Here is a 22,266-nt window from a genome sequence, read left to right as displayed (position 1 = left end):
GTAGCAATGGGCATACATTGTGCATATATATGGATGCGCAATGTTGGAGCCCTGCGACGTCATGACTGCAACGGCATGGTTGCCGACGATATCGAAAGCGGCGGGGCCGCTTTACCTGGCCATCGCCGACGCGCTGTCGGCCGACATCGCTTCAGGCAGGCTGGAGAACGGCTTCCGGCTGCCGCCACAGCGGACATTGGCCGACCAGCTCGGCATCGACTTCACCACGGTGAGCCGCGCCTATGCCGAGGCCCGCAAGCGCGGCCTGATCGAAGGCCGCGTCGGTCAGGGCACCTATGTGCGGGCGCGTCGTCCCGCCGGGCCCGCACCTGTCGTGACCGGCATCATCGATATGAGCATGAACTTGCCGCCTCGTTTCGACGACGCCGAGCTTGCCGCGCGCATGTGGGATGCAATGTCGGGGCTGGAGACGGCTGCCGGGCTCGACCTCATGATGCGCTACCAGGAGGCGGGCGGCACGTCCCGCGACAAGGCCTCGGGTGCCGCCTGGCTTGCGCCGCGCCTGGGCGAAATTGGCCCCGGCCGGCTGCTGCTGACGCCCGGCGCACAAGGCGCGCTGCTGGCGCTTGTCGGTGCTCTTGCCGCACCGGGCGAGACGATTTGCGCCGAGGCGCTGACCTATCCGGGGTTCTTGGCCGTAGCCGAACATTTCAGGTTGCGGGTCGCCGGCGTTGCCATGGATGCCCAGGGGCTCATTCCCGAAGCCTTCGAGGAAGTCTGCCGCACGCAGTCGCCCAAGGCACTCTACACGACGCCGACGCTGCACAACCCGACCACCGCAACGCTGCCGCTGGAACGCCGGGAGCGCATCGCCGGCATTGCGCGGCGCTACAATGTTCTGATCGTCGAGGACGACGCCTATGGCGCTATACCTGTGAAACCGGTGCCGCCCTTTGCGGCGATCGCGCCAGACGTCACCTATCACATATCAGGCCTCGCCAAATGCGTGTCGCCGGCGCTCAGGGTCGCCTATCTGGTGGTGCCGCAGGAGCGCGGTGTCGGTCATCTTGCGGGGGCTATCAGGGCGACTGCCGGCATGGCCTCGCCGCTGACGGCGGCGATCGCCACACGCTGGATCGAAGGAGGTGTCGCGCAAGCGGTGCTGGAGGCCATCCGCACCGAGGCCCGTCAGCGCCAGGCCATCGTCGCCCAGACCTTGCCAAGTGAGCTGGTGCAGGCCGATCCCGAAGGCTTCCACGCCTGGCTGAAGCTGCCTGGTCACTGGCACCGCAGCGACTTTGCCGCGCGCCTGCGCTCGGCAGGCATCGGCGTCGTCACCAGCGATGCGTTTGCGGTCGGAGGCGTGGCTACGGAGGCGGTCAGGCTCGGGCTGGGCGCGGCGCCCGATCAGGCCTCGCTCGCGGCAGGTCTCCGGACCGTGGCCGAGCTGCTTGCCGAACAGTCGGCGATGTCGACGATGGTGGTTTGAGCGCCTAGGCTGGTTCGGCAGCTGACGGCATTGCTGCCGGAAATGGTCCGGCAAACGGTTCGATCCGGTTCATGCCGAGCATTTCATTGAGTGGCTTCTCATCGCTGACGCGCCGGAACATGCCCGGTGACATCCAGCGTGCATGGCCATCCAGATTGGGCGCGCCGCGGCCCGACCCGACATCGTCGATCCACAAAGTTCGCGTCTCCAGCGAAATGCGGGTCAGGCCGGTCGAATTGGGTACGCCGGCATGCGCATGGGCGCTCGAGAAGGCGATGACCTCGCCAGGGGCGATGACGACGGGAAATGCCTCGGCCTCGAGCTGCTCGGTCAAATGCGGGATCGCAGCGTCGGCGTCGTTGGCGTTGCGTCCGCCGGCCTTGGATCGCTCGATGACAGCCATCAGGTCGAATGTCGCGCTGGTGTTGGCAACCGGCCGGTCCCACAGCGATGGATACATGGCGAAGGTGCGGTCGGCGTCGATATCGTAGATCGGTGCCCACCAGTTGGTCTGGGCATAGAGATTCGAACCCCAGGTGTCGCGATGAAAGGCGATGGTCGCCGTCGTGCGGGCTCGAGGAACTGCCGCACCGCGATCCTGGTGCGGCTGGAAACGGAGGTAGAGGCTGTCGCGGGCAAGCTCGTGGGCGTCGAGGCCGGCGGCTTCGAACATGTCCCGCCACAGCCGCTTGACCTCCGGCGCCCTGGCGAAGTCGCGCTGACGCCGGGCGAAGCTCTCGGTCTGTTCGTGATGCGAGAGGTGGCGATGGATCTCGATGGGAACATACGGCGCGAACGCATCTTCGAGGAAGGCGCGGGCAAAAGTCACCAGCTCCCGCATCGGCGTCAGGCCGGCAAGGCGCAGGATCTCCCCGGCATAGATGCGGTCGTGGAAGTCGCGCGGGGCGAGCGGCCCCTCGATCCCGGTGTACATCGTGGCGTGTCTCAGACAGTCAGGCCGGCAAGGCCCATCAGGAAGCGGAACAGATAGGCGACCAGCCCGAGAGACAGCACGCTCACGGTCCAGATCAGCACCAGCCAGCCGATGCGCTTGGCCCAGCTGTCAGGTGCCTGCGAGGGTGCCCCCATCAGTGATAGCCCTCGCCGGCTTTCACTTTGCCGCGGAATACATAATAGGACCAGGCGGTGTAGCCGAGGATGAAGGGGATGATGAACAGCGCGCCGACGAGCGCAAAGCCCATGCTCTGCGGCGGGGCGGCCGCCTCGCGGATGGTGATGTCAGGCGGGATGATATTGGGCCACAGGCTGATGCCGAGGCCGCTGTAGCCCAGGAACAGCAGGAACAACACCAGGATGAATGGGCCGGCATGCGGAACACCCTGCAGGCTGCGCAGGATCAGCCAGCCGCAGACCAGAACGAGCACCGGTACCGGCGAGAAGAAGACGATGTTGGGGAAGCTGAACCAGCGCGCGGCGATGTCGGGGTGGGCAAATGGCGTCCACAGGCTGACAATGCCGATAACGGCGAGCAGCGTCAGCGTCACGGGCCGCGCCAGCGCCACCATGCGATCGTAGAGCGCACCCTCGGTCTTGATGATCAGCCAGGTGGAGCCGAGCAGGGCGTAGGCGACGATCAGGCCGAGCCCGGTGAACAGGGAGAAGGGCGTGATCCAATCGAGCGGCCCGCCTGAAAAGGCGCCGTTCTCGACCTTGAAGCCATCGAGGAAGGCGCCCAGCGACACGCCCTGGAAGAAGGTTGCGACATAGGAGCCGCCGGCGAAGGCGCGGTCCCAGAAAGCCTTGTGGTGCTCGTCGGCCTTGAAACGGAACTCGAAGGCGACGCCACGCCAGATCAGCCCGAGCAGCATCAGCACCAATGGCAGGTAGAGCGCACTGAGGATGACGGCATAGGCCAGCGGAAAGGCGGCCATGAGGGCGGCACCGCCCAGCACCAGCCAGGTCTCGTTGCCGTCCCACACCGGCGCCACCGTGTTGACCATGGTGTCGCGGTCCTCTCGTTCGCGGACGAAGGGAAACAGGATGCCGATGCCGAGATCGAAGCCATCCATGATGACATACATCATCAGGCCGAAGGCAATGATGACAGCCCAGACTACGGGAAGATCGATGCCCATCGGTTCAGCCCTTCCTGTCCTGGTGTGCGGAGGCGAACATGTCCATCTGGTCGTGCGCCGCCGACAGCGGGCGCGAAGGCCGGCCGCCTTCGTCGTCAGGTTCGTGCTCGGATTCAGCCGGGCCCTTGCCGACCAGCTTCAGCATGTAGCTGGTGCCGATGCCGAAGACGATGAAATAGACGACGATGAACACCACCAGCGTGACGCTCATGGCCAGCGCCGAGTGGTTGGACACCGCGTCCTTGGTACGCATCACGCCATAGACGATCCATGGCTGGCGGCCGATTTCGGTGGTGTACCAGCCGGCGAGGATGGCGATCAGACCCGCCGGCCCCATCCATGTGGCGAAGCGCAGGAACAGCCGCGTCTCGAACAGCCGGCCGCGCCAGCGCAGCCATACGCCCCAGAGGCCGAGCAGCAGCATCAGCATGCCAAGGCCGACCATGATGCGGAAGCTCCAGAACACCACAGTCGAGTTCGGGCGGTCCTCTTTGGCGTATTCCTTCAGGCCGGGGAACTGGCCGCTCCAGGTGTGGGTCAGGATCAGGCTGCCGAGGTGCGGCACCTTGATCGCGTAGAGCGTCTCTTCCTTCTCCATGTCCGGTATGCCGAACAGGGTCAGCGGCACGGCCTCGCCTGGCTTGTTCTCCCAGTGGCCTTCGAGAGCGGCGATCTTGGCGGGCTGGTGCTTGAGGGTGTTCAGCCCGTGCAGGTCGCCGGCGATGATTTGGATCGGCGCCGTGAACAGCAGCATCCACATGGCCATCGACAGCATGGTGCGGACGCGGGCGTTGTCGTTGCCGCGCAGCAGATGCCATGCGCCTGCGGCGCCGACGAACAGCGCGGTCGACAGGAAGGCGGCGATCGTCATGTGGGCGAGGCGATAGGGGAAGGACGGGTTGAAGATAACCTTGAACCAGTCCACCGGCACAACGACGTTGTTGACGATCTCGAAGCCCTGCGGGGTCTGCATCCAGCTATTGGAGGCAAGGATCCAGGTGGCCGAGATCAGTGTGCCGATGGCCACCATGATGGTGGAGAAGAAGTGCAGACCGGGGCCGACGCGGTTCCAGCCGAACAGCATGACGCCGAGAAAGCCCGCCTCGAGGAAGAAGGCGGTGAGCACTTCATAGGCCAGCAGCGGTCCGGTGATCGAACCGGCGAAGGAAGAGAAATAACTCCAGTTGGTGCCGAACTGGTAGGCCATGACCAAGCCGGAGACGACGCCCATGGCGAAGTTGACGGCGAAGATCTTGGACCAGAAATGGTAGAGGTCGCGATAGACCGTGTCGCGCTTCCACAGCCACAGTCCTTCCAGTACGGCCAGGTAGCTGGCCAGGCCGATGGTGATGGCCGGGAAGATGATGTGGAAGGATATTGTGAAGCCGAACTGTATACGGGCCAGTTCCAGGGCTGTCAGGCCGAACATCAAGGACCTCTCTGCAAGCACGGCCGCCTTGGGCTGCCGTTGAACGATGCCGAAAGCCTGTCGGCCTCCAACGAATATTAACCAGCCTCCCGATTGCCGCCATCCTGATCCCATTGCGGCGGAAAGTCGACGCGGACATTTTGCCCCACGGAATGGGGTGCGGCCCTTCGTCTCTGCATACAATGCCAAGACAAAACAAATATTGTATGTAACGTATGCGAATTATATGCAAATCGATATTGCATGCAAGGGCATTGCGCCCTATGTATCGGTCATGGATGGCGGGCCGGCATGTGGCGCCGCCCGTATTCGCGATCCGCCATGATGGAGGCGAGCATGTCTGAGAGCAGATATAAGGCCGAGGGTTTCACGCCCACCGACAATCCGATGAAGACCGGCATTCAGGGCCTTTGCCCGCGCTGCCAGATGGGGCACCTGTTCTCGGGGTTCCTGAAACTCGCGCCGCGTTGCGAGGTTTGCGGCCTCGATTATTCCTTCGCCGATCCGGCCGATGGCCCGGCCTTCTTCGCCATGACCATCGCCGCTGTGCCCGCGCTCGCCTTCGGCGTCTGGTTCCAGATGGCCTTCGGCCTGCCGCTGTGGGTGCATATCTTCATCACCCTGCCGCTGACGGTCCTATCATGCATGGCGCTGCTGCGCCCGCTCAAGGGCTGGCTGGTCTGCTCGCAATATTTCCACAAGGCCGAGGAAGGCTCGATCGACTTCGACTGGCACGCCAAGGCCAAGATCGCCGCCGACAAGGGCGGACATAAGCCGGCCGTCTGATCAGCGCGGCCTGACGAATGCCTCGACCAAGGCTGAGACAGCTGCAATGTAGTCGTCGATGCCGGTGCCGCGCCGGCGGTACTTGGCGCGCTTGACGTACCAGTCCTGCAGGAGCGGCTTGATCAGCGAGGCCGTCAGCTCGATGTCGGTGACCGCAAAGGTGCCGCGCTCGACCCCGCGCCGCAGCACGGCTGCGAAAATCTCCTCGGTCGCGGCCTCGCTGTCGATGGCCATGCGGCGCTCGGCTGCGGGAAAGGATTTTGCTTCCATATAGGCGAAGACGAACCACGGCTGCATCGCCTCGGTGAGGCGGATATGCGCCTCTATCAGCCATTTCAGGTGGGACCCGGGGTCTTCGGCGATCTCGTCGGAGGCCGCTGTCAGCACCTCGTTTACGGTGGTCGAGACCTCGCCCAGGATCATCGATAGCAGCGTCGTCTTGTTGTCGAAATAGGAATAGAGCCCACCCATGCTGAGGCCTGAGGCCTGGGCCAGGTCGCGCAGGCTGGTGGCGTGGAAGCCCTGCCTGTTCGACAGCTTCAGTGTCGCCTCGATGATGCGGACAAGATTGGCGACCGCGACATGCGGCTTCTGCACGCGCACCGAATCGCGGTGGCGCTCGAGGATGCGCGCGCACAGCGCTTCCGTTGAAAAGGCGCTCGACCATTGCCTGTGCATGGCGAAGTTCACATGATCTCCGTTCGATCGAGTTGGCGGGGCCTGTCCGCCCAAGGCCGGAATAGCAGCAATCGGCCTGTTGCAAAAGGGGTTGAAGGCGAATAAGAAAAACGAGCGCTCGCTTGTTTTTTGAGGTGAAACCTGATGCTGTTCGACGATCTCAGGGGCAAGAGGGCCCTCATAACGGGGGCTTCCGGCGGGCTTGGGCTGCACTTCGCCGAGCTGCTTTCGCGCCATGGCGTTGCCGTCACGCTGGCGGCCCGGCGCAAGGAGACGCTTGACGAGGCCTGTGCCGCGATCAAGGCGGCCGGCGGCGCCGCCCGTGCCATCCAGATGGATGTCGCCGATGGCGCATCGGTGGCTGCGGCGCTGGCTGATGCGGGACCAAGTTTCGACATTCTTATCAACAATGCCGGCATTTCTGGTGCCGGGCGCGCGCTCGACCTCGACGAGGCCGAATGGGACCGCGTGCTCGACACCAATCTGAAGGGCGTGTTCGTCGTGGCCCAGGCCGTGGCGCGCAGCATGAAAGCCGCGGGACATGGCGGCGCCATCGTCAACATCGCTTCGATCCTCGGCCACCGCGTCGCCGGCAATCTCAGTGCCTATGCCGCCTCGAAGGCCGGCGTGCTGCAGCTGACCAAGGCGCTGGCGCTCGAATGGGCGCGCAACGGCATCCGCGTCAACGCGCTCTGCCCGGGCTACATCGAGACAGACATCAACCGCGCGTTCTTTTCCTCCGAGGCCGGCCAGCAGCTCGTCAAGCGCATTCCCCAGCGCCGGCTGGGCAGGCCCGAGGAACTCGACGGTGCCCTGCTTCTGCTGGCTTCCGCCGCCGGCAGCTACATCACCGGCTCGTCGATCGAGGTCGATGGCGGCCATCTCGTTTCTTCGCTGTGAGGCCCGTCATGAATTTCGATATCCCAGCCCGCGTCGAAGATTACCGCGTCCGTATCGCCGATTTCGTCGACAGCGAGATCCTGCCGCTGGAGGCCGACAAGGCGTCCTATGACGTTCATGGCAACATCGCTTTGCCGCTGCTCGAGACATTGCGCGCCAAGGCGCGGGCGCAAGGCCTGTGGTGTCTGCAGCTCAAGCCGGAAACCGGCGGCGCCGGCCTCGGCAAGATGGGCATGGCCGTCTGCTACGAGGAGATGAATCGCTCGATCTTCGGCCCGGTGGTGTTCAATTCTGCCGCGCCCGACGACGGCAACATGATGGTGCTGGAAGCGCTGGGCACGCCCGGGCAGAAGGAAAGATGGCTGAAGCCGATCGTCGAGGGCAAGGTGCGTTCGGCTTTCGCCATGACCGAGCCGCATCCCGGCGGCGGATCCGACCCGTCGATGATCGCCACCCGGGCCGAGAAACGTGGCGACAGATATGTGGTCAGCGGCCGCAAGTGGTTCATAACAGGAGCGGAGGACGCCAGCCACTTCATCCTGATCGCCCGCACCTCCGATGACCCCAAGCACGGGCTGTCGGCGCTGCTGTTCCACAAGGATCAGCCCGGCTGGTCGATCAAGCGTCGTATCGAGATCATGGGGCCGGAGGAGCATGGCGGTCATTGCGAGCTCGAATTCGACGGGCTGGAAATCCCGGCCGAAAACCTTCTGGCCGGCGAGGGCAGGGGCATGAAGGTGACGCAGGTGCGGCTTGCGCCGGCGCGTCTCACGCACTGCATGCGGTGGCTCGGGCTGTCCAAGCGCTGCGTCGAGATCGCCAGGGCCTATGCCGCCGAGCGCTACGGCTTCGGCGTCCGGCTCGCCGACCGCGAGAGCATCCAGCTCAAGCTCGGCGAGCTCGCGATGCGCATCGAGATCGGCCGCATGCTGGTGATGAAGGCAGCGTGGGAGCTCGACCGCGGCGGCTTCGCCCGCAAGGAGGTGTCGATGGCCAAGGTTCAGGTCGCCAACGTGCTGCATGACGCCGCCGATGTGGCAATTCAGATCAATGGTGCGCGCGGCTATTCCAAGGACACGGTGCTCGAATGGATCTACCGTTACGCCCGCCAGGCACGGCTGGTCGATGGCGCCGATGAAGTGCACAAGATGGTGCTGAACCGCCTGCTCAACGAGGAAGGTTCGAACTTCTGGCGCTGGAACGTCGAAGGCGAGGCGTAAGGAGACGATGGGAGGGGCAGAGGCTAGGCAGGCAATGAAGGTCGATTTCGATCCGGCGGCGCTGGAGGCATTCCTCGGCGAGCGCTTCGGCAAGGGTGACATGCGGCTCGACCGGATCGGCGGAGGCCAGTCCAACCCGACCTATTTCGTCGATTTCGGCGGCCGCCGCATGGTGTTGCGCAAGAAGCCGTCGGGGCCGATCCTGCGCGGGGCGCATGCCATCGACCGCGAGTACCGCGTGCTGGCGGCGCTCGCACCGACCGACGTGCCGGTGCCGCGGCCGGTGCTTTTTCACGACGTCGATGAACCCTTGGGCACGCCCTTCTATCTGATGGAGCGCCTCGAAGGCCGGGTCTTCCATGATTGCTCCTTGCCAGGACTTTCACGCGACGAACGGCGCGGCATCTATCTCGGCATGGCCGAGGCGATGGCCAGGCTGCACGCCGTGCGTCCCGACGAGATCGGTCTCGGCGACTATGGCAAGCCGGGCAATTATTTCGAGCGCCAGATCGGCCGCTGGACCCGGCAGCTCGCGGAATCCCCAGGCGAAAGAATCCCGGTGCTGGAAGCGGCGGCCGACTGGCTGCCGCAACACCTGCCGGCCGACGATGGCCGCGTTTCCATCGCCCATGGCGATTTCCGTCTTGGCAACCTGCTGTTCCATCCTGACAAGCCCGAGGTCATCGGCATCCTTGACTGGGAGCTTTCGACGCTTGGCCATCCGCTTGCCGATCTCGGCTTCTGTTCTATGACCTGGCACTCGGCGCCTGACGAATATGGCGGTATTCTCGGCCTCGACCGGGAGGCGCTGGGCATTCCGAGCCAGCGTGAATTCCTCGACCATTACTTCGCTCATGCCGTGCCCACAGCTCCGCTCGAGCGCTTCCACCTAGTCTTTTCGCTGTTCCGTTTCGCGGTGATCTTCGTCGGCATCGCCGACCGGGTACGCGCCGGCAATGCGGCCGCTGCCGATGCCGCTGACGTTGCGCCGCTCGCTGGCCGCTTTGCCACGCGCGCCATGGAAATCATCGACGGCGCGCGACCCTGGTAAGCCTGGTGTTCGATAGCTGGATGCAAAAAAGCCCGCGGAGATGCGGGCTTTTTTGTTGTTTCAAGGCGGCCCAGCTACTGCAGCAACATGCCGGCCGGGTCGAAACCGGGCTTGGTCCGTTTGACGATGTCGGCGGTGATGCGGGCAGAGCCGGCCGACATGGTCCAGCCCATATGGCCGTGGCCGACATTGAAGACCATGTTGGAGAAGCGGCCGCCGCGGCCGAAGATCGGCGTACCCTCGGGCGTCATCGGGCGCAGGCCGGCCCAATATTGCGGCTTGGCGAAGTCGGCGCCGTTGGGGAACAGGTCGCGGATCGCCGACAGCATGTGCCGGAAATCCTCTGGCTTATGCGACTTGTCGAAGCCGGCAAATTCGGCCGTCGCCGTGACACGCAGCCGGTCGCCGAAGCGGGCATAAGCGACAAGGTTGTCTTCGTCGACGCCGCCGACCGTTGGCGCAAGGTTGCTGTCGTCGAATGGCATGGTCACCGAATAGCCTTTGATCGGATAGATCGGCAGCGACACGCCGAGCCGCCGGGCGAAGTCAGGGGCGAACACGCCGAGGCACAGCACGAATTCGTCGGCCTCGACCGATCCCTTCGAGGTAGTGACGCGGGCGATGCGGTCGCCGACGTTTTCGAAACCCTTGACCTCGGTGTCGAACAGGAAATTCACGCCGAGATTCTCGTGGCAATGGCGGGCGAGGTTCTGGGTGAAGACACGCGCATCGCCGCTGCCGTCGGAGGGGCAGTATACGGCGCCGGCGAACTTGTCCTTGACCTTGGCAAGCGCGGGGTCGATGCGTGCCGCTTCGTCGGCGGAGATGGCGCGCAGATCGAGACCTTCCTCTATGAGGATGCGGGTGTTGGTCGAGCCACGGGCGAAGGATTCGGGCTTGCGGTAGAGATAGAGCAGCCCGCCCTCCAGTCCGTGATAGTCGATGCCGGTATCCGCGACGATGTCCATCAGCCGGTCCTGTGAATAGCGGCAGAGCCGGACCTTGCGCTTGGTGTTGGTGCGGGCCTTTTCGGCGGTGCAGTTCATCAGGAACTTCCACGACCACGACCACAGTCTAGGGTCCAGGCTCGGCTTGAAGCGCAACGCCTGGCTATCGTCGAACAGCGAGCGGAGCAGGATGCGAGGTGCCTTGGGCGACGACCAGGTATAGGCATGGCCCGGCGCAATCAGCCCTGCATTGGCGAAGCTGGTCTCGCCCGCCGCCTCCGGCAGTCGGTCGATGACAGTGACTTCGTGGCCGTCACGGGCAAGCTCATAGGCAGTCGTAACGCCGGCCACACCGGCGCCGAGCACGGCAACACGCATCCTGAATCTCCGTGATTGTACCGTTGCCGCTCAGAGTGCGGCGATCACGGCGATCTCGACCGTGAACTGCGGCGCGGCCAGCTTGGATTCGACGGTGGCGCGGGCAGGCGCGCAGTCCTTGGCCACCCAGGCGTCCCAGACGGTATTCATCTCGGCGAAGCCGGCAATATCGGAAAGCCATATGGAGGCGGACAACAGCTTGGTCTTGTCGGTACCGGCTTTGGCCAGAACTGCGTCGATGCGGTCGAGGATGTTCTTTGTCTGGGCTGTGACGCTCTCGCCGCCGGCATCGAGCGCGACCTGGCCCGCGACATAGACCGTGTTGCCGTGGACGACCGCCTGGCTCATGCGCGGGCCAACGTCAATTCGGGTGATGCTGCTCATTTGAAAACACTCCAGGTTTGGTTCTATTGCGTCGCTACTATATGTCGACACAAGTGTATCCACAAGAGGATTGTGGACTGCACTTCGCCGTGCCATTAGTTCGGCGACGCGAGAGTGAGAGCCGACTCGAACCAAAGACCGGGCGGCCGGAACGGAGCCAAGGGTGCAGAAGACAGCCAAGCCGAAAAAGCCGGGGCGTGCCGCCGACAGCGTCGAGAAGGTCTATGAGGCGGTGAAGGAGCTGGCCGTCGATTACCGCTTCAAGCCGGGCGAGCGCGTCAACGAGGTCGAGCTTGCGACAAGGCTGGGCGTATCGCGCACGCCGGTGCGCGAGGCGCTGAATCGGCTGGCGCGCGATGGCTTCATGAGCTTCGTGCCCAATCGCGGCTTTTATGCCCGCGACATTACGCCGGAAGGCGTGCAGGAACTCTATGAACTCAGGGCTGCCATCGAGCGCGCCGCTTTTCGCCTGGCCTGCCAGCGCGGTACCGATGTCGAAATCGCCGAGACCATCGCCATCTGGCAGAACAACAGCAATCTCGGCCCCACCACCAACTGGGCCATGGTGGCGGAGGCCGACGAGGCCTTCCACATCGCCATCGTCAAGCTGGCCAAGAACGAGCGTATGCTGGTGGCGCTGGATTCGGTCAATTCGCTGATCCGGTTCTTCCGGCGCATCGACCTTGAAAGCAACCGCCGCCGCGGTGGCACCTATGACGAGCATGCGGCAATCATCGATTGCCTCCGGCGGCGCGACGGCGACGCTGGTGGCGAGCTGATGGAGCGCCATATCACGCTGAGCTCTGCCCATGCCGTAGAGGTGACCAAGGAAGGTCTGGCTCGGATCTTCTTCGGCAGACCCGACTAGCCGCGCGCTGTGTTTTCCCCTGTTTAGAACGCAACGGCCGAGCGGCCGGCGTTGCAACGCGGTTCCGCCTGTGCAGACGTAGCGGCTGCCGCGCCGCTGGCTTGGCCTTCAGGGATTGGGAGAAGTGAATGGGGCCTCCGGTCGATCCGGTTCCCGCAGGGGATAGCCAGCCTAAGTCAGCCGATGTCGTGATCGTCGGTGGTGGCATCATCGGCGTCAGTACGGCGTTGTTCCTGGCCAAGCGCGGCGTATCGGTCGTCCTGTGCGAGAAGGGACACATCGCCGGCGAGCAGTCGAGCCGCAACTGGGGCTGGTGCCGGCGCATGGGCCGCGACCCGCGCGAACTGCCTCTGATCGTCGAGGCGCTGAAGATGTGGGGCGACATCGAGCAGCTGGTTGGCGAGGACGTCGGATTCCGCCGCACCGGCATTCTCTATCTCTGCCAGGACGAAAGCGACGTCGAGCATCATTCCGAGTGGCTGAAGACGGCCGGCGACTATGCGCTCGACACGAGGATGATCGAGGGCAGGGCGCTCGCCGATCTGATGCCCGGCGCGCAGAAGAATTTTCGTGCGGCACTTCACACGCCAAGCGACGGTCGCGCTGAGCCGCAGAAGGCGGCGCCCGCGATTGCGCGCGCCGCACGAAGAGCCGGCGCGCACATTCTGTTGCGCTGCGCCGTGCGCGAGATCGAGACCGAGGGCGGCCGCGTCAGCGGGGTCGTCACTGAAAATGGCCTGATCCGCGCCGGAACCGTCGTGGTCGCCGGTGGCGCTTGGTCGAGCCGGCTCTGCCGGGATGTTGGCGTTCGCCTGCCGCAGCTTGCCGTGCGCTCGTCGGTCATGCGCACGGCACCTGTCGAGGGTGGTCCTGACGGTGCCGCATGGACCGAGGGTTTTGCTTACCGCAAGCGGCTCGACGGCGGCTACACCATCGCCGACGGCACGATCAGCTACCACCATGTGAACCCCGACAGTTTCCGCTATTTCGCCGACTTCCTGCCGATCCTGTCGCGCGAATGGCGCTCTGTCGGCCTGCGCTTCGGCGATTTCGTCGGCGGCCCGTTCGGGCTGTCGCCGAAGCTGGACGGCGCGGCGACTGTCTACGAGACGCATCGCACGCTCGACCCGGAGCCTGCCGAAGGCCGGCTCGAGCAGGCTCGTGCCAGCATGGAAAAGGTATTCCCTGCGCTGAAGGGCGTGCCAACGGTGCAGCGCTGGGCAGCCTTCATCGACGCCACGCCCGATGCCGTGCCGGTCATTGCACCGGTCAAGTCGATGCCGGGGCTGGTGCTCGCCACCGGCTTCTCCGGCCACGGCTTCGGCATCGGTCCGGCGGCTGGCCGGCTGACAGCCGACCTTGTCACCAACGACACCCCGTTGGTCGATCCCAGGGCCTTCCGCTACGAGCGCTTCATCGACGGCACGAAACATCGGCCGACAACGGGGGTGTGACGCCCAGTCCACCTGGTATCGGGTAGGCCCGACCCTATCCGAACGGTCGCCCGCACCTCTGAACGAGTAGGTGCGGGCCAACGCCCAAAGGTCCGCGTTTCTATCCCGACAGGTGTTGTGAGGGTCGGGGGCAAAACCGATCATCCTCTCGAAAGCCACGAAAGGGCACGGCGCCCTGAGCAGTCTTCGGGAGGACATATCATGGCCGGCTTCACACAGCTTTTTGTTCCAGGACCGACCAACGTTCCGGAGGTTGTCCGGCAGGCGATGAACATGCCCATGGAGGACATGCGCGCGCCTGACTATCCGACCTTCACCCGCGGGCTGTTCACCGACCTGATGAAGGTCTTCCGCAACGAAACCGGCCGCGCTTTCATCTTCCCGTCCTCGGGCACCGGCGCCTGGGAATCGGCGATCACCAACACGCTCAGCCCCGGCGACCGCGTGCTGATGTCGCGCTTCGGTCAGTTCTCACATCTGTGGGTCGACATGGCTGAGCGCTTCGGCCTCGATGTCGACGTCGTCGATGTCGAATGGGGCACGGGCGTCCCGGTCGAGATTTATGCCGAACGTCTTGCCGCCGACAAGGAACACCGCATCAAGGCGGTCTTCGTCACCCACAACGAGACGGCCACAGGCGTGACCAGCGATGTCGGCGCGGTGCGCGCAGCACTCACTGCCGCCAAGCATCCGGCGCTGCTGTTTGTCGACGGCGTGTCGTCGGTCGGCTCGATCGACTTCCGCCAGGAAGAATGGGGCGTCGATTGCGCCGTGTCAGGTTCGCAGAAGGGCTTCATGCTGCCGCCCGGTCTCGGCTTCCTGTCGGTCAGCCAGAAGGCGCTGGCCGCCGCCAAGCAGGCGAAGTTCAGCCGCTGCTACTTCTCCTTCGAGGATCAGATCCGCGCCAACGACACCGGCTACTTCCCCTACACGCCGGCGGTGCAGCTGCTGCGCGGCATGCGCGCTGCCCTCGACCTGATCCAGGAGGAGGGCCTCGACAACATCTTCGAACGCCACAACCGTCTGGCGACCGGCGTGCGCAAGGCTGTCGACGCCTGGGGCCTGAAGGTCTGCGCCAAGGAGGCGAAGTGGAACTCCGACACGGTCAGCGCGATCGTGGTTCCCGAGGGCATCGACAGCGCCGAAGTCGTGCGCCGCGCCTATCACGGCTACCAGACCTCGCTCGGCGTCGGCCTGAACAAGGTCGCCGGAAAGGTGTTCCGCATCGGCCATCTTGGCTGGGTCAACGAAGTGATGATGTGCGGCGCGATCTCGGCTGCCGAAATGGCGCTGCGTGACGTCGGCGTGAAGGTGCAGCCGGGCTCCGGCGTCGGCGCCGCCCTAGAGCACTATCGCCTGTCGGCCCAGCCGGCCGTCGCCAAAGCGGCCTGAGGGAGGATCGCATGAGCCATACACTCCACCACCTCCGCAAGCTGCGCCTCCAGCGCAGCGAGCTGGCTGTCCCCGGCTCCAACCCGGAGATGATCCGCAAGGCCGCCGACGGCGACGCCGACTACATCTTCCTCGACATCGAGGATGCGGTGGCGCCGCCGGACAAGGAGCGGGCGCGCAAGAACATCATCCAGGCGCTCAACGAAATCGACTGGCGCGCCAAGGGCAAGACCATCTCGGTTCGCATCAACGGCCTCGACACCCATTACATGTATCGCGACGTGGTCGATGTGATGGAGCAGGCTGGCGACAGGCTCGACACCATCCTGGTGCCCAAGGTCGGCGTGCCTGCCGACCTCTACATGGTCGACGCCATGGTCAGCCAGATAGAAACGGCCAAGGGTTTCAAGACCCGTGTCGGCCTGGAAGCACTCATCGAGACGGCGTTGGGTATGGCCAATGTCGAGGCGATCGCCGCCTATGGCGGCCGGCTCGAAGCAATGCATTTCGGCGTTGCCGACTATGCAGCGAGCTGCAAGGCGCGCACGGTCAGCATCGGCGGTCTCAACCCCGACTATCCCGGCGACCAGTGGCACGCAGCCTTGTCGCGCATGACGGTCGCCTGCCGCGCCTACGGCCTGCGCCCCATCGACGGACCGTTCGGTGACTTCTCCGATCCGGAAGCCTACATCGCCGCCGCCAAGCGTGCGGCAGCGCTCGGCATCGAAGGCAAATGGGCGATCCACCCCTCGCAGATCGAACTGGCCAACGCCGTGTTCTCGCCGCCTGAAAAGGAGGTCACCCGCGCCCGCCGCATCATCGAGGTGCTGAAGGAAGCCGAGGAGCAGGGCAAGGGCGCTGCCGCCCTCGACGGCAAGATGATCGACGCAGCATCCGAGCGCATGGCGCGCAATGTGCTGGTCATGCACGAGGCAATCGAGCAGTCGGCGCGGTCGCGCACGAGCCTGCCAAACTGAGGAGGAGTGCGACATGGATATTCATGAATACCAGGCCAAGGAACTGCTCTCGCGCTACTCGGTGCAGATTCCGCGCGGCGGCCTTGCCTACAGCCCCGAGCAGGCGACATACCGCGCCAGCGAGATCGGTGGCGGCAAGTGGGTGGTCAAGGCGCAGATCCATTCCGGCGCCCGCGGCAAGGCCGGCGGCATCCGCATCTGTACGACCGACAACGAAGTTTCCGACGCTGCCGAAGCAATGCTCGGCCGCAAGCTGGTGACCCACCAGACCGGACCGAAGGGCAAGCTGGTGTCGCGCCTCTATGTCGAGGAAACCGTCGACATCCGCCAGGAGCTCTATCTCGGCATCGTGCTCGACCGTAAATCGGAGCGTGTCATGATCGTGGCTTCCGCCTCGGGCGGCATGGAGATCGAGGAGATCGCCGAAAAGCAGCCCGACTCGATCATTCGTGCCATCGTCGATCCGGGCGCCGGCATGCAGCAGTTCCAGGCCCGCGAGATCGCCTTTGGCCTCGGGCTCGAAAACAGCCTGATCGGCAAGGCTGTCGAGACGCTGCTCGGCTGCTACCGCGTGTTCCGCGACTTCGACGCATCGATGCTGGAGATCAATCCGCTCGTCGTCACCAAGGACGGCAATCTGATCGCGCTCGACGCCAAGATGTCGTTCGACGAGAACGCGTTGTTCCGCCGCGCCGAAATCTCGGAGTTGCGCGACAAGTCGCAGGAGGATCCCCGCGAGACCTTCGCCAGTGACCGCGGCCTCTCCTATGTCGGCCTCGACGGCAACATCGGCTGCATCATCAACGGCGCCGGTCTCGCCATGGCGACCATGGACATGATCAAGATGTCTGGCGGTGAGCCGGCCAACTTCCTCGACATCGGCGGTGGTGCCTCGCCTGAACGCGTGGCCAAGGCGTTTCGCGCCGTGCTGGCCGACAAGAATGTCGAGACCATCCTGGTCAACATCTTTGCCGGCATCAACCGCTGCGACTGGGTGGCCGAGGGCGTCATCAAGGCAATCCGCGAGGTCGGCGTGAAGGTGCCGCTGGTCGTGCGCCTGGCCGGCACGAATGTCGAAGAGGGCCGCCGCATCCTCGCCGAGTCCGGCGAGAAGGTGATCGTCGCCGAAACGCTGGCCGAAGCAGCCGAGAAATCGGTCGAGGCGATGCGTGCCTATTCCAAATCGAAGAAGAACTGAGGGGAGGTCAAAATGGCAGTACTCTTGAACCGCAGGACGCGCGTCATCGTCCAGGGCCTCACCGGCAAGATCGGCTCGTTCCACGCCGACGACATGAAGCGTTACGGCACCAACGTCGTCGGCGGCGTGACGCCGGGCAAGGGCGGGCAGGTCCATCAGGGCATTCCGGTGTTCAACACCGTCAGGGGCGCCGTGCGAGAGACGGGCGCCGAAGCCTCCATCGTCTTCGTGCCGCCGCCCTTCGCGGCCGACTCGATCATGGAAGCGGCGGAAGCCGGCCTCAAGCTCTGCGTCTGCATCACCGACGGCATTCCGTCCCAGGACATGATGCGGGTGAAGCGCTACATGCGCCGCTTCCGCTACGAAGACCGCATGCGCCTCGTCGGCCCCAACTGCGCCGGCGTCATCACACCCGGACAGGCGCTGATGGGCATCATGCCCGGCAACATTTACCTGCCGGGCCGTGTCGGCATCGTCGGCCGTTCGGGTACGCTCGGCTATGAGGCAGCCTCGCAGATGAAGGCGCTCGGCATTGGCGTGTCGACCTCGGTCGGCATCGGCGGCGACCCGATCAATGGCTCGTCCTTCAAGGACATCCTCAAGCTGTTCGAGGACGATCCCGACACCGACGCCGTGGTCATGATCGGCGAGATCGGCGGTCCGCAGGAGGCCGAGGCCGCCGAATGGGCCAGGCACAACATGCGCAAGCCGCTGATCGCCTACATCGCCGGCCTTTCGGCGCCGAAGGGCAAGCGCATGGGCCATGCCGGCGCCATCATCTCCGCCTTCGGCGAATCCGCCCAGGAAAAGGTCGAAATCCTGCGTGAGGCGGGCGTGACGATCGTGCCGACCCCCGCAGCCTTCGGTCCGACCGTTGCCGGCGTGCTCGAACAGCAGAAGAAGGCCGCCTGACCCGGCCTTCGAGGGGAGCCGGAGCCGACTGGCTCCCCTTTCTCGCCTCGGCCGGAAGATCGGTCTCGATTTTCCCTTTGGTCGAAGCGTAGTCTACCGGCGTCGTGGCCCGCACGGGCGGGCGACGCTCCAAGTTCATTCTAGGGAAATGCGATGAAACCTCGGGTTATAGTCACGCGGCGCTGGCCACAGGCGGTCGAACAGGTCCTGGCGGAACGGTTCGACACCACCTTCAACCAGGGCGACGTTCCGCTGAGCCCGACCCAAATCAAGGCGGCATTCCTGAATTTCGATGCGATCCTGCCGACCGTGAGCGACAAGCTGCCGGCAGCAGTCTTCCCTGACGCTGATTTCCGCACCAGGATTCTCGCCAATTTCGGTGTCGGCTTCAGCCATATCGACACCGATGCCGCCAAGGCGCGTGGCATCACCGTGACCAACACGCCGGGCGTGCTTACCGATTGCACAGCCGACATCGGTATGAGCCTTCTGCTTTCGGTCGCCCGGCGGGCCGGTGAGGGCGAGCGCCAGCTGCGCTCCGGGCAGTGGGCGGGCTGGTGCCCGACCCACATGATCGGTACCAAGGTGACCGGCAAGACCATCGGCATCATCGGCATGGGTCGCATCGGCAAGGCGATGGCCAAGCGGGCGCATTTCGGCTTCGACATGGACGTCGTCTTCTACAGCCGCTCGAAGGTCGATGACGAGGAGACCCGCGCTATGGGCGCGCGCCAGCTTGCTAGCGTCGAGGACGTGTTGGCCGCGGCCGATTTCGTCTCGCTGCATTGCCCAGGCGGCGCCGAGAACCGCCATCTCATCAATGCCGACCGGCTTGCCGCGATGAAGCGCGGCGCGTTTCTCATCAACACGGCGCGTGGCGACGTGGTTGACCAAAAGGCGCTGGTGGCAGCGCTTCAGGAAGGCAAGATCGCCGGCGCCGGCCTCGACGTCTATGACGGCGAGCCCGACGTGCCGGCGGAACTGATTGGCATGGAGAATGTGGTTCTGCTGCCGCATCTCGGCAGCGCCACGGAGGAAACCCGGGTGGCCATGGGCATGAAGGCGGTCGACAATCTGACCGCCTTCTTCGAAGGCCGCCCCTTACCCGACAAGGTGGTGTGATGATCGACGACCGTTCGGCTCCGGCAGTGACCAGGCTCCGCGAACAGGCGATTGCGCTGTTCCGCGAGGGTGTTGCGGCATCGGACCCCGAACGGGCCGTCATCTCGGCGCTGGACGCGCGTCGTGGCGAGATCGCGAGCGCCAACCGCGTCATCCTGATCGCCTTCGGCAAGGCTGCCTGCCCCATGGCGCGGGCAGCACTGCCTTTTGTCGGTGACAAGCTGCATCACGCCTGCGCGGTGACCAACCGCGAAAACCTGGCGCCGGTTCCCGGCGTCGAAGTCATCGCGGGCGGCCATCCGTTGCCCGACGAAGGCAGCATCGCAGGCGCCTATGCGGTCGAACGCGCCGCGCGCTCGGCCGAGCCCGGCGACCTGGTGCTGGTGCTGGTCAGCGGCGGCGGCTCGGCCTTGATCTGCGCGCCGTCCCCCGGCGTGTCGTTGGCGGACAAGATCGCGCTCAATTCAGCACTCATCCGCTGCGGCGCCGACATCAATGAAATCAACGCGGTGCGCCAGCAGTTCTCGCGGCTGAAGGGCGGCCGGCTCGCCCAGCTCGTGTCCGGCGCGAAGATGCTGTCGCTGATCCTGTCCGATGTGCCGGGCGACGATGTCGGCACCATCGCCAGCGGGCCGACCGCCCGGCCATCGGCAAGCGCTGCAGATGCACTGCGCATCATCTCGCGCTACGGCCTGTATGACAGGCTGCCCGCAACTCTTCGCGGCAATATCGACAATCTGCCGTTGACCGGACCTGAAACCAGCTTCGACCATGTCGAGAACGTCATCGTCGGCTCCAACAGCATCAGCCTGCACAAGGTGATGGAGAGTGCGGAGAGCAGCTATCCGATGGTGGTCAAGGCCGACGACTGGCTGAGCGGCGATGTCTCCGACGTTGCCGAGATCCTGCACCGCATGGCCATTTTCGCGGCCAACCAGCGCGGTCCCGTTGCCATCGTCGCAGGCGGTGAGCCGACCGTGCGCGTCGCGGGCACCGGCATCGGCGGCCGCAACCAGGAACTCGCCCTTCGTTTCGCGCTGCTCAACGAATGGGCCTCGATCAAGCGCCCCTGGGTGTTTCTCAGCGGCGGCACCGATGGTCGCGACGGTCCCACCGATGCGGCAGGCGGGATCGTCGATCCAAGCTCGACGAGCTGGATGCGCAAGCTCGGCTGCAATCCTGTGGCGCTGCTTGAAAACAACGATTCCTACCATGCGCTGGAATCATCGGGCGATCTGCTGATCACGGGTGCCACCGGCACCAATGTCGCCGATCTCCAGATCTTGCTGATGCAGTAGTGGCAGCTTCGGCCACTGCCGGTCATTGTCGCATCGGCGGTCAGAATATTCCATTTTCGAAAACGAAGACGTTCGCCGCCGCTGTCTGGTTGAGCTCCTTTGCCCAAGGTCAACTTTCGTACCTGTTGTTTCCGCTGCTGAAAATGTTTACTGTCGGTGAAATAGATTCAGCGATCAGCAGCGGGTGGCAACGACATGGCGAAGGCAAAGGCCGCGGAAAAGCAGGCGACTTCGAGGAAAAACGGCAAGGAATCGCATGTCGATGTGCCGGCCGCCGTCGCAAAGGCCGCTTTGGCGCGCGTTTCGCCGCTGCATCAGGATCCGCACGCCGTTCGCGACACCCGCGAAAAGGTACTCGAAGTCGCGATCGGCCATGAGGTGCGCGCCTTCCGCAAGAAACTCGGCATCACGGTTGCCGATTTGGCAGCTGCAACCGACATTTCGCTCGGCATGCTGTCGAAGATCGAGAACGGCATCACATCCCCGTCGCTGACCACTCTGCAATCGTTGTCGCGGGCGCTGGGCGTGCCGTTGACCTCGTTCTTCCGCCGCTTCGAGGAGGAGCGCAACGCTGTCTTCGTCAAGGCGGGCGAGGGCGTCGATGTCGAGCGCCGCGGCACACGTGCGGGTCACCAGTATACGCTGCTCGGGCACATCGGTTCGGACACGTCAGGCGTGACGGTCGAGCCTTATCTCATCACGCTCAGTGAAGATTCCGATGTCTTCCCGACCTTCCAGCACGACGGCATGGAATTTCTCTACATGCTCGAGGGCGAGGTGGTTTACCGTCATGGCAACAACCTCTACCGCATGACCCCTGGTGACAGCCTGTTCTTCGACGCCGACGCTCCGCACGGGCCGGAGGAACTGACCCAGCTGCCGATCAAGTACCTGTCAATCATCTCCTATCCGCGCGGTCGCGGTAGCGACTGACCGGAACGGTCGAATTATCTCTGTTTTTCTGATGCTTGATAGCGGCCCGGTTTTCCGGGCCGCTGTCGTTTTGACGTCCCGCCGGTGACGCCGCGCCGCCTATCTGAGGCGAGGCTGGCTGCTGTGACGCCAGATCATTTCACCAGGGATAATGCTCGTTCTCTGTCGGGAAAGCCCCGTACGGATTTGGCGCGCGCACCTGTTTGCCGGCTGGGCTCCGGTCATCATGCGCTGTTGTTTTTCTACAGGAATAAAAAATTCATCACAGTTGAATTGCCCTCGGGAACCTGCTAGCTTTTGTCACAGGCAGCCAATGAGTGGAGGAAACCGGGATGTGCGGAATTGTAGGACTGTTTTTGAAGGACAAGTCGCTTGAGCCCCAGCTGGGCGCGCTGCTGTCCGAAATGCTCGTAACCATGACGGACCGCGGTCCGGACAGCGCCGGCATCGCCATCTATGGCGCTGGCGCGAAGGGCCAGGGCAAGATCACGATCCAGTCGGCGTCGCCCGAGCAGGATTTCAAAGGCCTCGACGCCGAACTCGGCAAGAAGCTCGGCACCAAGGTGTCGGCGACCGTGAAGTCGACGCATGCCGTTCTCGACGTACCCGCTGCCAAGCTCGAGGAAGCACGCGCCGCCATCGCCGAACTGCGCCCCAACGTCCGCGTCATGGGTGCAGGCGAAGCCATCGAGATCTACAAGGAAGTGGGTCTGCCGGTCGAAGTGGTGAAGCGCTTCGACGTCACCAAGATGAGCGGCAGCCACGGCATCGGCCATACCCGCATGGCAACCGA

The 22,266-nt window shown here is 64.3% G+C and carries 21 protein-coding genes and 1 pseudogene; 15 read left to right on the top strand and 7 right to left on the bottom strand.

Annotation, left to right across the window (positions count from 1 at the left end):
* The first annotated feature begins 61 nt into the window (after positions 1 to 61).
* Positions 62 to 1,450 carry a PLP-dependent aminotransferase family protein gene (locus tag NDO48_RS26695; protein WP_157632932.1) on the top strand — a complete coding sequence of 463 codons (1,389 nt, stop codon included), beginning with the start codon at positions 62 to 64 and terminating at the stop codon, positions 1,448 to 1,450.
* Positions 1,451 to 1,454: 4 nt separating this feature from the next.
* Here NDO48_RS26695 and NDO48_RS26690 read toward each other — a convergent pair whose 3' ends face one another.
* Genes NDO48_RS26690 through NDO48_RS26675 form a run of 4 tightly spaced genes read right to left on the bottom strand, consistent with a single transcriptional unit; the run spans position 1,455 to position 4,975 of the window.
* Positions 1,455 to 2,384 carry a hypothetical protein gene (locus tag NDO48_RS26690; protein ID WP_018430906.1) on the bottom strand — a complete coding sequence of 310 codons (930 nt, stop codon included), beginning with the start codon at positions 2,382 to 2,384 and terminating at the stop codon, positions 1,455 to 1,457.
* A gap of 11 nt (positions 2,385 to 2,395) precedes the next feature.
* A complete protein-coding gene (locus tag NDO48_RS26685) occupies positions 2,396 to 2,539 on the bottom strand; it encodes a DUF2474 domain-containing protein (protein WP_018430907.1) in 144 nt (47 codons plus the stop codon).
* Positions 2,539 to 3,546, bottom strand: a complete 1,008-nt coding sequence (cydB, locus tag NDO48_RS26680; protein ID WP_018430908.1) for a cytochrome d ubiquinol oxidase subunit II — start codon at positions 3,544 to 3,546, stop codon at positions 2,539 to 2,541. Before cydB ends, NDO48_RS26685 begins: the two co-directional genes overlap by 1 nt.
* A gap of 4 nt (positions 3,547 to 3,550) precedes the next feature.
* Complete coding sequence (locus NDO48_RS26675) at positions 3,551 to 4,975, bottom strand: cytochrome ubiquinol oxidase subunit I (RefSeq protein WP_018430909.1); 1,425 nt, start codon at positions 4,973 to 4,975, stop codon at positions 3,551 to 3,553.
* A gap of 336 nt (positions 4,976 to 5,311) precedes the next feature.
* Here NDO48_RS26675 and NDO48_RS26670 point away from each other — a divergent pair, with 336 nt between their 5' ends.
* Positions 5,312 to 5,761, top strand: coding sequence for a DUF983 domain-containing protein (locus NDO48_RS26670; RefSeq protein WP_051092015.1), 450 nt, complete (start codon positions 5,312 to 5,314; stop codon positions 5,759 to 5,761).
* Here the strand turns inward: NDO48_RS26670 and NDO48_RS26665 are convergent, their stop codons facing one another.
* Complete coding sequence (locus tag NDO48_RS26665) at positions 5,762 to 6,439, bottom strand: TetR family transcriptional regulator (protein ID WP_018430911.1); 678 nt, start codon at positions 6,437 to 6,439, stop codon at positions 5,762 to 5,764.
* Positions 6,440 to 6,583: 144 nt separating this feature from the next.
* Here NDO48_RS26665 and NDO48_RS26660 point away from each other — a divergent pair, with 144 nt between their 5' ends.
* From NDO48_RS26660 to NDO48_RS26650, 3 genes are read left to right on the top strand one after another with little or no spacing between them, the layout of a single operon-like run.
* Positions 6,584 to 7,339, top strand: coding sequence for an SDR family NAD(P)-dependent oxidoreductase (locus tag NDO48_RS26660; RefSeq protein WP_018430912.1), 756 nt, complete (start codon positions 6,584 to 6,586; stop codon positions 7,337 to 7,339).
* Between the two features lie 8 nt (positions 7,340 to 7,347).
* Positions 7,348 to 8,559: an acyl-CoA dehydrogenase family protein gene (locus tag NDO48_RS26655; protein ID WP_267322718.1), complete on the top strand. Its 1,212-nt coding sequence runs from the start codon at positions 7,348 to 7,350 to the stop codon at positions 8,557 to 8,559.
* A gap of 34 nt (positions 8,560 to 8,593) precedes the next feature.
* Entirely contained in the window at positions 8,594 to 9,610 is a 1,017-nt protein-coding gene (locus NDO48_RS26650) for a phosphotransferase family protein (RefSeq protein WP_018430914.1), read from the top strand.
* A 74-nt stretch (positions 9,611 to 9,684) separates the two neighbouring features.
* On the opposite strand, the gene NDO48_RS26645 is transcribed toward NDO48_RS26650, so the two are convergent.
* A complete protein-coding gene (locus NDO48_RS26645) occupies positions 9,685 to 10,935 on the bottom strand; it encodes a D-amino acid dehydrogenase (protein ID WP_018430915.1) in 1,251 nt (416 codons plus the stop codon).
* A gap of 30 nt (positions 10,936 to 10,965) precedes the next feature.
* The gene (locus NDO48_RS26640) at positions 10,966 to 11,319 is read right to left on the bottom strand and encodes a RidA family protein (RefSeq protein ID WP_026227791.1); all 354 of its coding nucleotides are present in this window, start codon (positions 11,317 to 11,319) and stop codon (positions 10,966 to 10,968) included.
* Between the two features lie 163 nt (positions 11,320 to 11,482).
* Between NDO48_RS26640 and NDO48_RS26635 the strand changes: the two genes are divergently transcribed.
* The 10 genes and pseudogenes from NDO48_RS26635 to NDO48_RS26590 all read left to right on the top strand — a co-directional run.
* On the top strand, positions 11,483 to 12,187 hold the full coding sequence (locus NDO48_RS26635) for a GntR family transcriptional regulator (protein ID WP_018430917.1): 705 nt from the start codon (positions 11,483 to 11,485) through the stop codon (positions 12,185 to 12,187).
* Positions 12,188 to 12,315: 128 nt separating this feature from the next.
* Positions 12,316 to 13,641 (top strand): NAD(P)/FAD-dependent oxidoreductase, encoded by a 1,326-nt coding sequence (locus tag NDO48_RS26630; RefSeq protein WP_267322717.1) that lies wholly within the window; start codon positions 12,316 to 12,318, stop codon positions 13,639 to 13,641.
* 201 nt (positions 13,642 to 13,842) lie between these two features.
* Entirely contained in the window at positions 13,843 to 15,033 is a 1,191-nt protein-coding gene (locus tag NDO48_RS26625; RefSeq protein WP_267322716.1) for an aminotransferase class V-fold PLP-dependent enzyme, read from the top strand.
* 11 nt (positions 15,034 to 15,044) lie between these two features.
* On the top strand, positions 15,045 to 16,010 hold the full coding sequence (locus tag NDO48_RS26620) for an HpcH/HpaI aldolase/citrate lyase family protein (RefSeq protein WP_267322715.1): 966 nt from the start codon (positions 15,045 to 15,047) through the stop codon (positions 16,008 to 16,010).
* A gap of 13 nt (positions 16,011 to 16,023) precedes the next feature.
* On the top strand, positions 16,024 to 17,208 hold the full coding sequence (locus tag NDO48_RS26615; RefSeq protein WP_018430921.1) for a malate--CoA ligase subunit beta: 1,185 nt from the start codon (positions 16,024 to 16,026) through the stop codon (positions 17,206 to 17,208).
* Positions 17,209 to 17,220: 12 nt separating this feature from the next.
* Positions 17,221 to 18,120, top strand: a complete 900-nt coding sequence (sucD, locus tag NDO48_RS26610) for a succinate--CoA ligase subunit alpha (protein WP_018430922.1) — start codon at positions 17,221 to 17,223, stop codon at positions 18,118 to 18,120.
* Positions 18,121 to 18,273: 153 nt separating this feature from the next.
* Complete coding sequence (locus NDO48_RS26605; RefSeq protein ID WP_267322714.1) at positions 18,274 to 19,242, top strand: 2-hydroxyacid dehydrogenase; 969 nt, start codon at positions 18,274 to 18,276, stop codon at positions 19,240 to 19,242.
* On the top strand, positions 19,242 to 20,540 hold the full coding sequence (locus NDO48_RS26600) for a glycerate kinase type-2 family protein (protein ID WP_267322713.1): 1,299 nt from the start codon (positions 19,242 to 19,244) through the stop codon (positions 20,538 to 20,540). The genes NDO48_RS26605 and NDO48_RS26600 overlap by 1 nt, the downstream gene beginning before the upstream one ends.
* A gap of 195 nt (positions 20,541 to 20,735) precedes the next feature.
* Positions 20,736 to 21,473, top strand: coding sequence for a helix-turn-helix domain-containing protein (locus NDO48_RS26595; protein WP_018430925.1), 738 nt, complete (start codon positions 20,736 to 20,738; stop codon positions 21,471 to 21,473).
* A 332-nt stretch (positions 21,474 to 21,805) separates the two neighbouring features.
* Positions 21,806 to 22,266: pseudogene (locus NDO48_RS26590) on the top strand (glutamine amidotransferase); the annotation flags it as partial.

The organism is Aminobacter sp. MET-1 (genome assembly GCF_026521175.1).
GTDB lineage: Bacteria > Pseudomonadota > Alphaproteobacteria > Rhizobiales > Rhizobiaceae > Aminobacter.
The sequence above is the reverse complement of the archived record's forward strand: the minus strand, read 5'-3'. Positions and strand labels throughout refer to the sequence as shown.

Bases quoted from the DNA above. Each gene is read 5' to 3' on its own strand.
- sucD (WP_018430922.1), top strand. From the start codon at position 17,221: ATGGCAGTACTCTTGAACCGCAGGACGCGCGTCATCGTCCAGGGCCTC.
- NDO48_RS26660 (WP_018430912.1), top strand. From the start codon at position 6,584: ATGCTGTTCGACGATCTCAGGGGCAAGAGGGCCCTCATAACGGGGGCT.
- NDO48_RS26640 (WP_026227791.1), bottom strand. From the start codon at position 11,319: ATGAGCAGCATCACCCGAATTGACGTTGGCCCGCGCATGAGCCAGGCG.
- NDO48_RS26595 (WP_018430925.1), top strand. From the start codon at position 20,736: ATGGCGAAGGCAAAGGCCGCGGAAAAGCAGGCGACTTCGAGGAAAAAC.
- NDO48_RS26665 (WP_018430911.1), bottom strand. From the start codon at position 6,439: ATGCACAGGCAATGGTCGAGCGCCTTTTCAACGGAAGCGCTGTGCGCG.
- NDO48_RS26620 (WP_267322715.1), top strand. From the start codon at position 15,045: ATGAGCCATACACTCCACCACCTCCGCAAGCTGCGCCTCCAGCGCAGC.
- NDO48_RS26600 (WP_267322713.1), top strand. From the start codon at position 19,242: ATGATCGACGACCGTTCGGCTCCGGCAGTGACCAGGCTCCGCGAACAG.
- NDO48_RS26625 (WP_267322716.1), top strand. From the start codon at position 13,843: ATGGCCGGCTTCACACAGCTTTTTGTTCCAGGACCGACCAACGTTCCG.
- NDO48_RS26650 (WP_018430914.1), top strand. From the start codon at position 8,594: ATGAAGGTCGATTTCGATCCGGCGGCGCTGGAGGCATTCCTCGGCGAG.
- NDO48_RS26615 (WP_018430921.1), top strand. From the start codon at position 16,024: ATGGATATTCATGAATACCAGGCCAAGGAACTGCTCTCGCGCTACTCG.
- NDO48_RS26675 (WP_018430909.1), bottom strand. From the start codon at position 4,975: ATGTTCGGCCTGACAGCCCTGGAACTGGCCCGTATACAGTTCGGCTTC.
- NDO48_RS26670 (WP_051092015.1), top strand. From the start codon at position 5,312: ATGTCTGAGAGCAGATATAAGGCCGAGGGTTTCACGCCCACCGACAAT.
- NDO48_RS26695 (WP_157632932.1), top strand. From the start codon at position 62: ATGACTGCAACGGCATGGTTGCCGACGATATCGAAAGCGGCGGGGCCG.
- NDO48_RS26690 (WP_018430906.1), bottom strand. From the start codon at position 2,384: ATGTACACCGGGATCGAGGGGCCGCTCGCCCCGCGCGACTTCCACGAC.
- NDO48_RS26630 (WP_267322717.1), top strand. From the start codon at position 12,316: ATGGGGCCTCCGGTCGATCCGGTTCCCGCAGGGGATAGCCAGCCTAAG.
- NDO48_RS26685 (WP_018430907.1), bottom strand. From the start codon at position 2,539: ATGGGGGCACCCTCGCAGGCACCTGACAGCTGGGCCAAGCGCATCGGC.
- NDO48_RS26605 (WP_267322714.1), top strand. From the start codon at position 18,274: ATGAAACCTCGGGTTATAGTCACGCGGCGCTGGCCACAGGCGGTCGAA.
- cydB (WP_018430908.1), bottom strand. From the start codon at position 3,546: ATGGGCATCGATCTTCCCGTAGTCTGGGCTGTCATCATTGCCTTCGGC.
- NDO48_RS26655 (WP_267322718.1), top strand. From the start codon at position 7,348: ATGAATTTCGATATCCCAGCCCGCGTCGAAGATTACCGCGTCCGTATC.
- NDO48_RS26645 (WP_018430915.1), bottom strand. From the start codon at position 10,935: ATGCGTGTTGCCGTGCTCGGCGCCGGTGTGGCCGGCGTTACGACTGCC.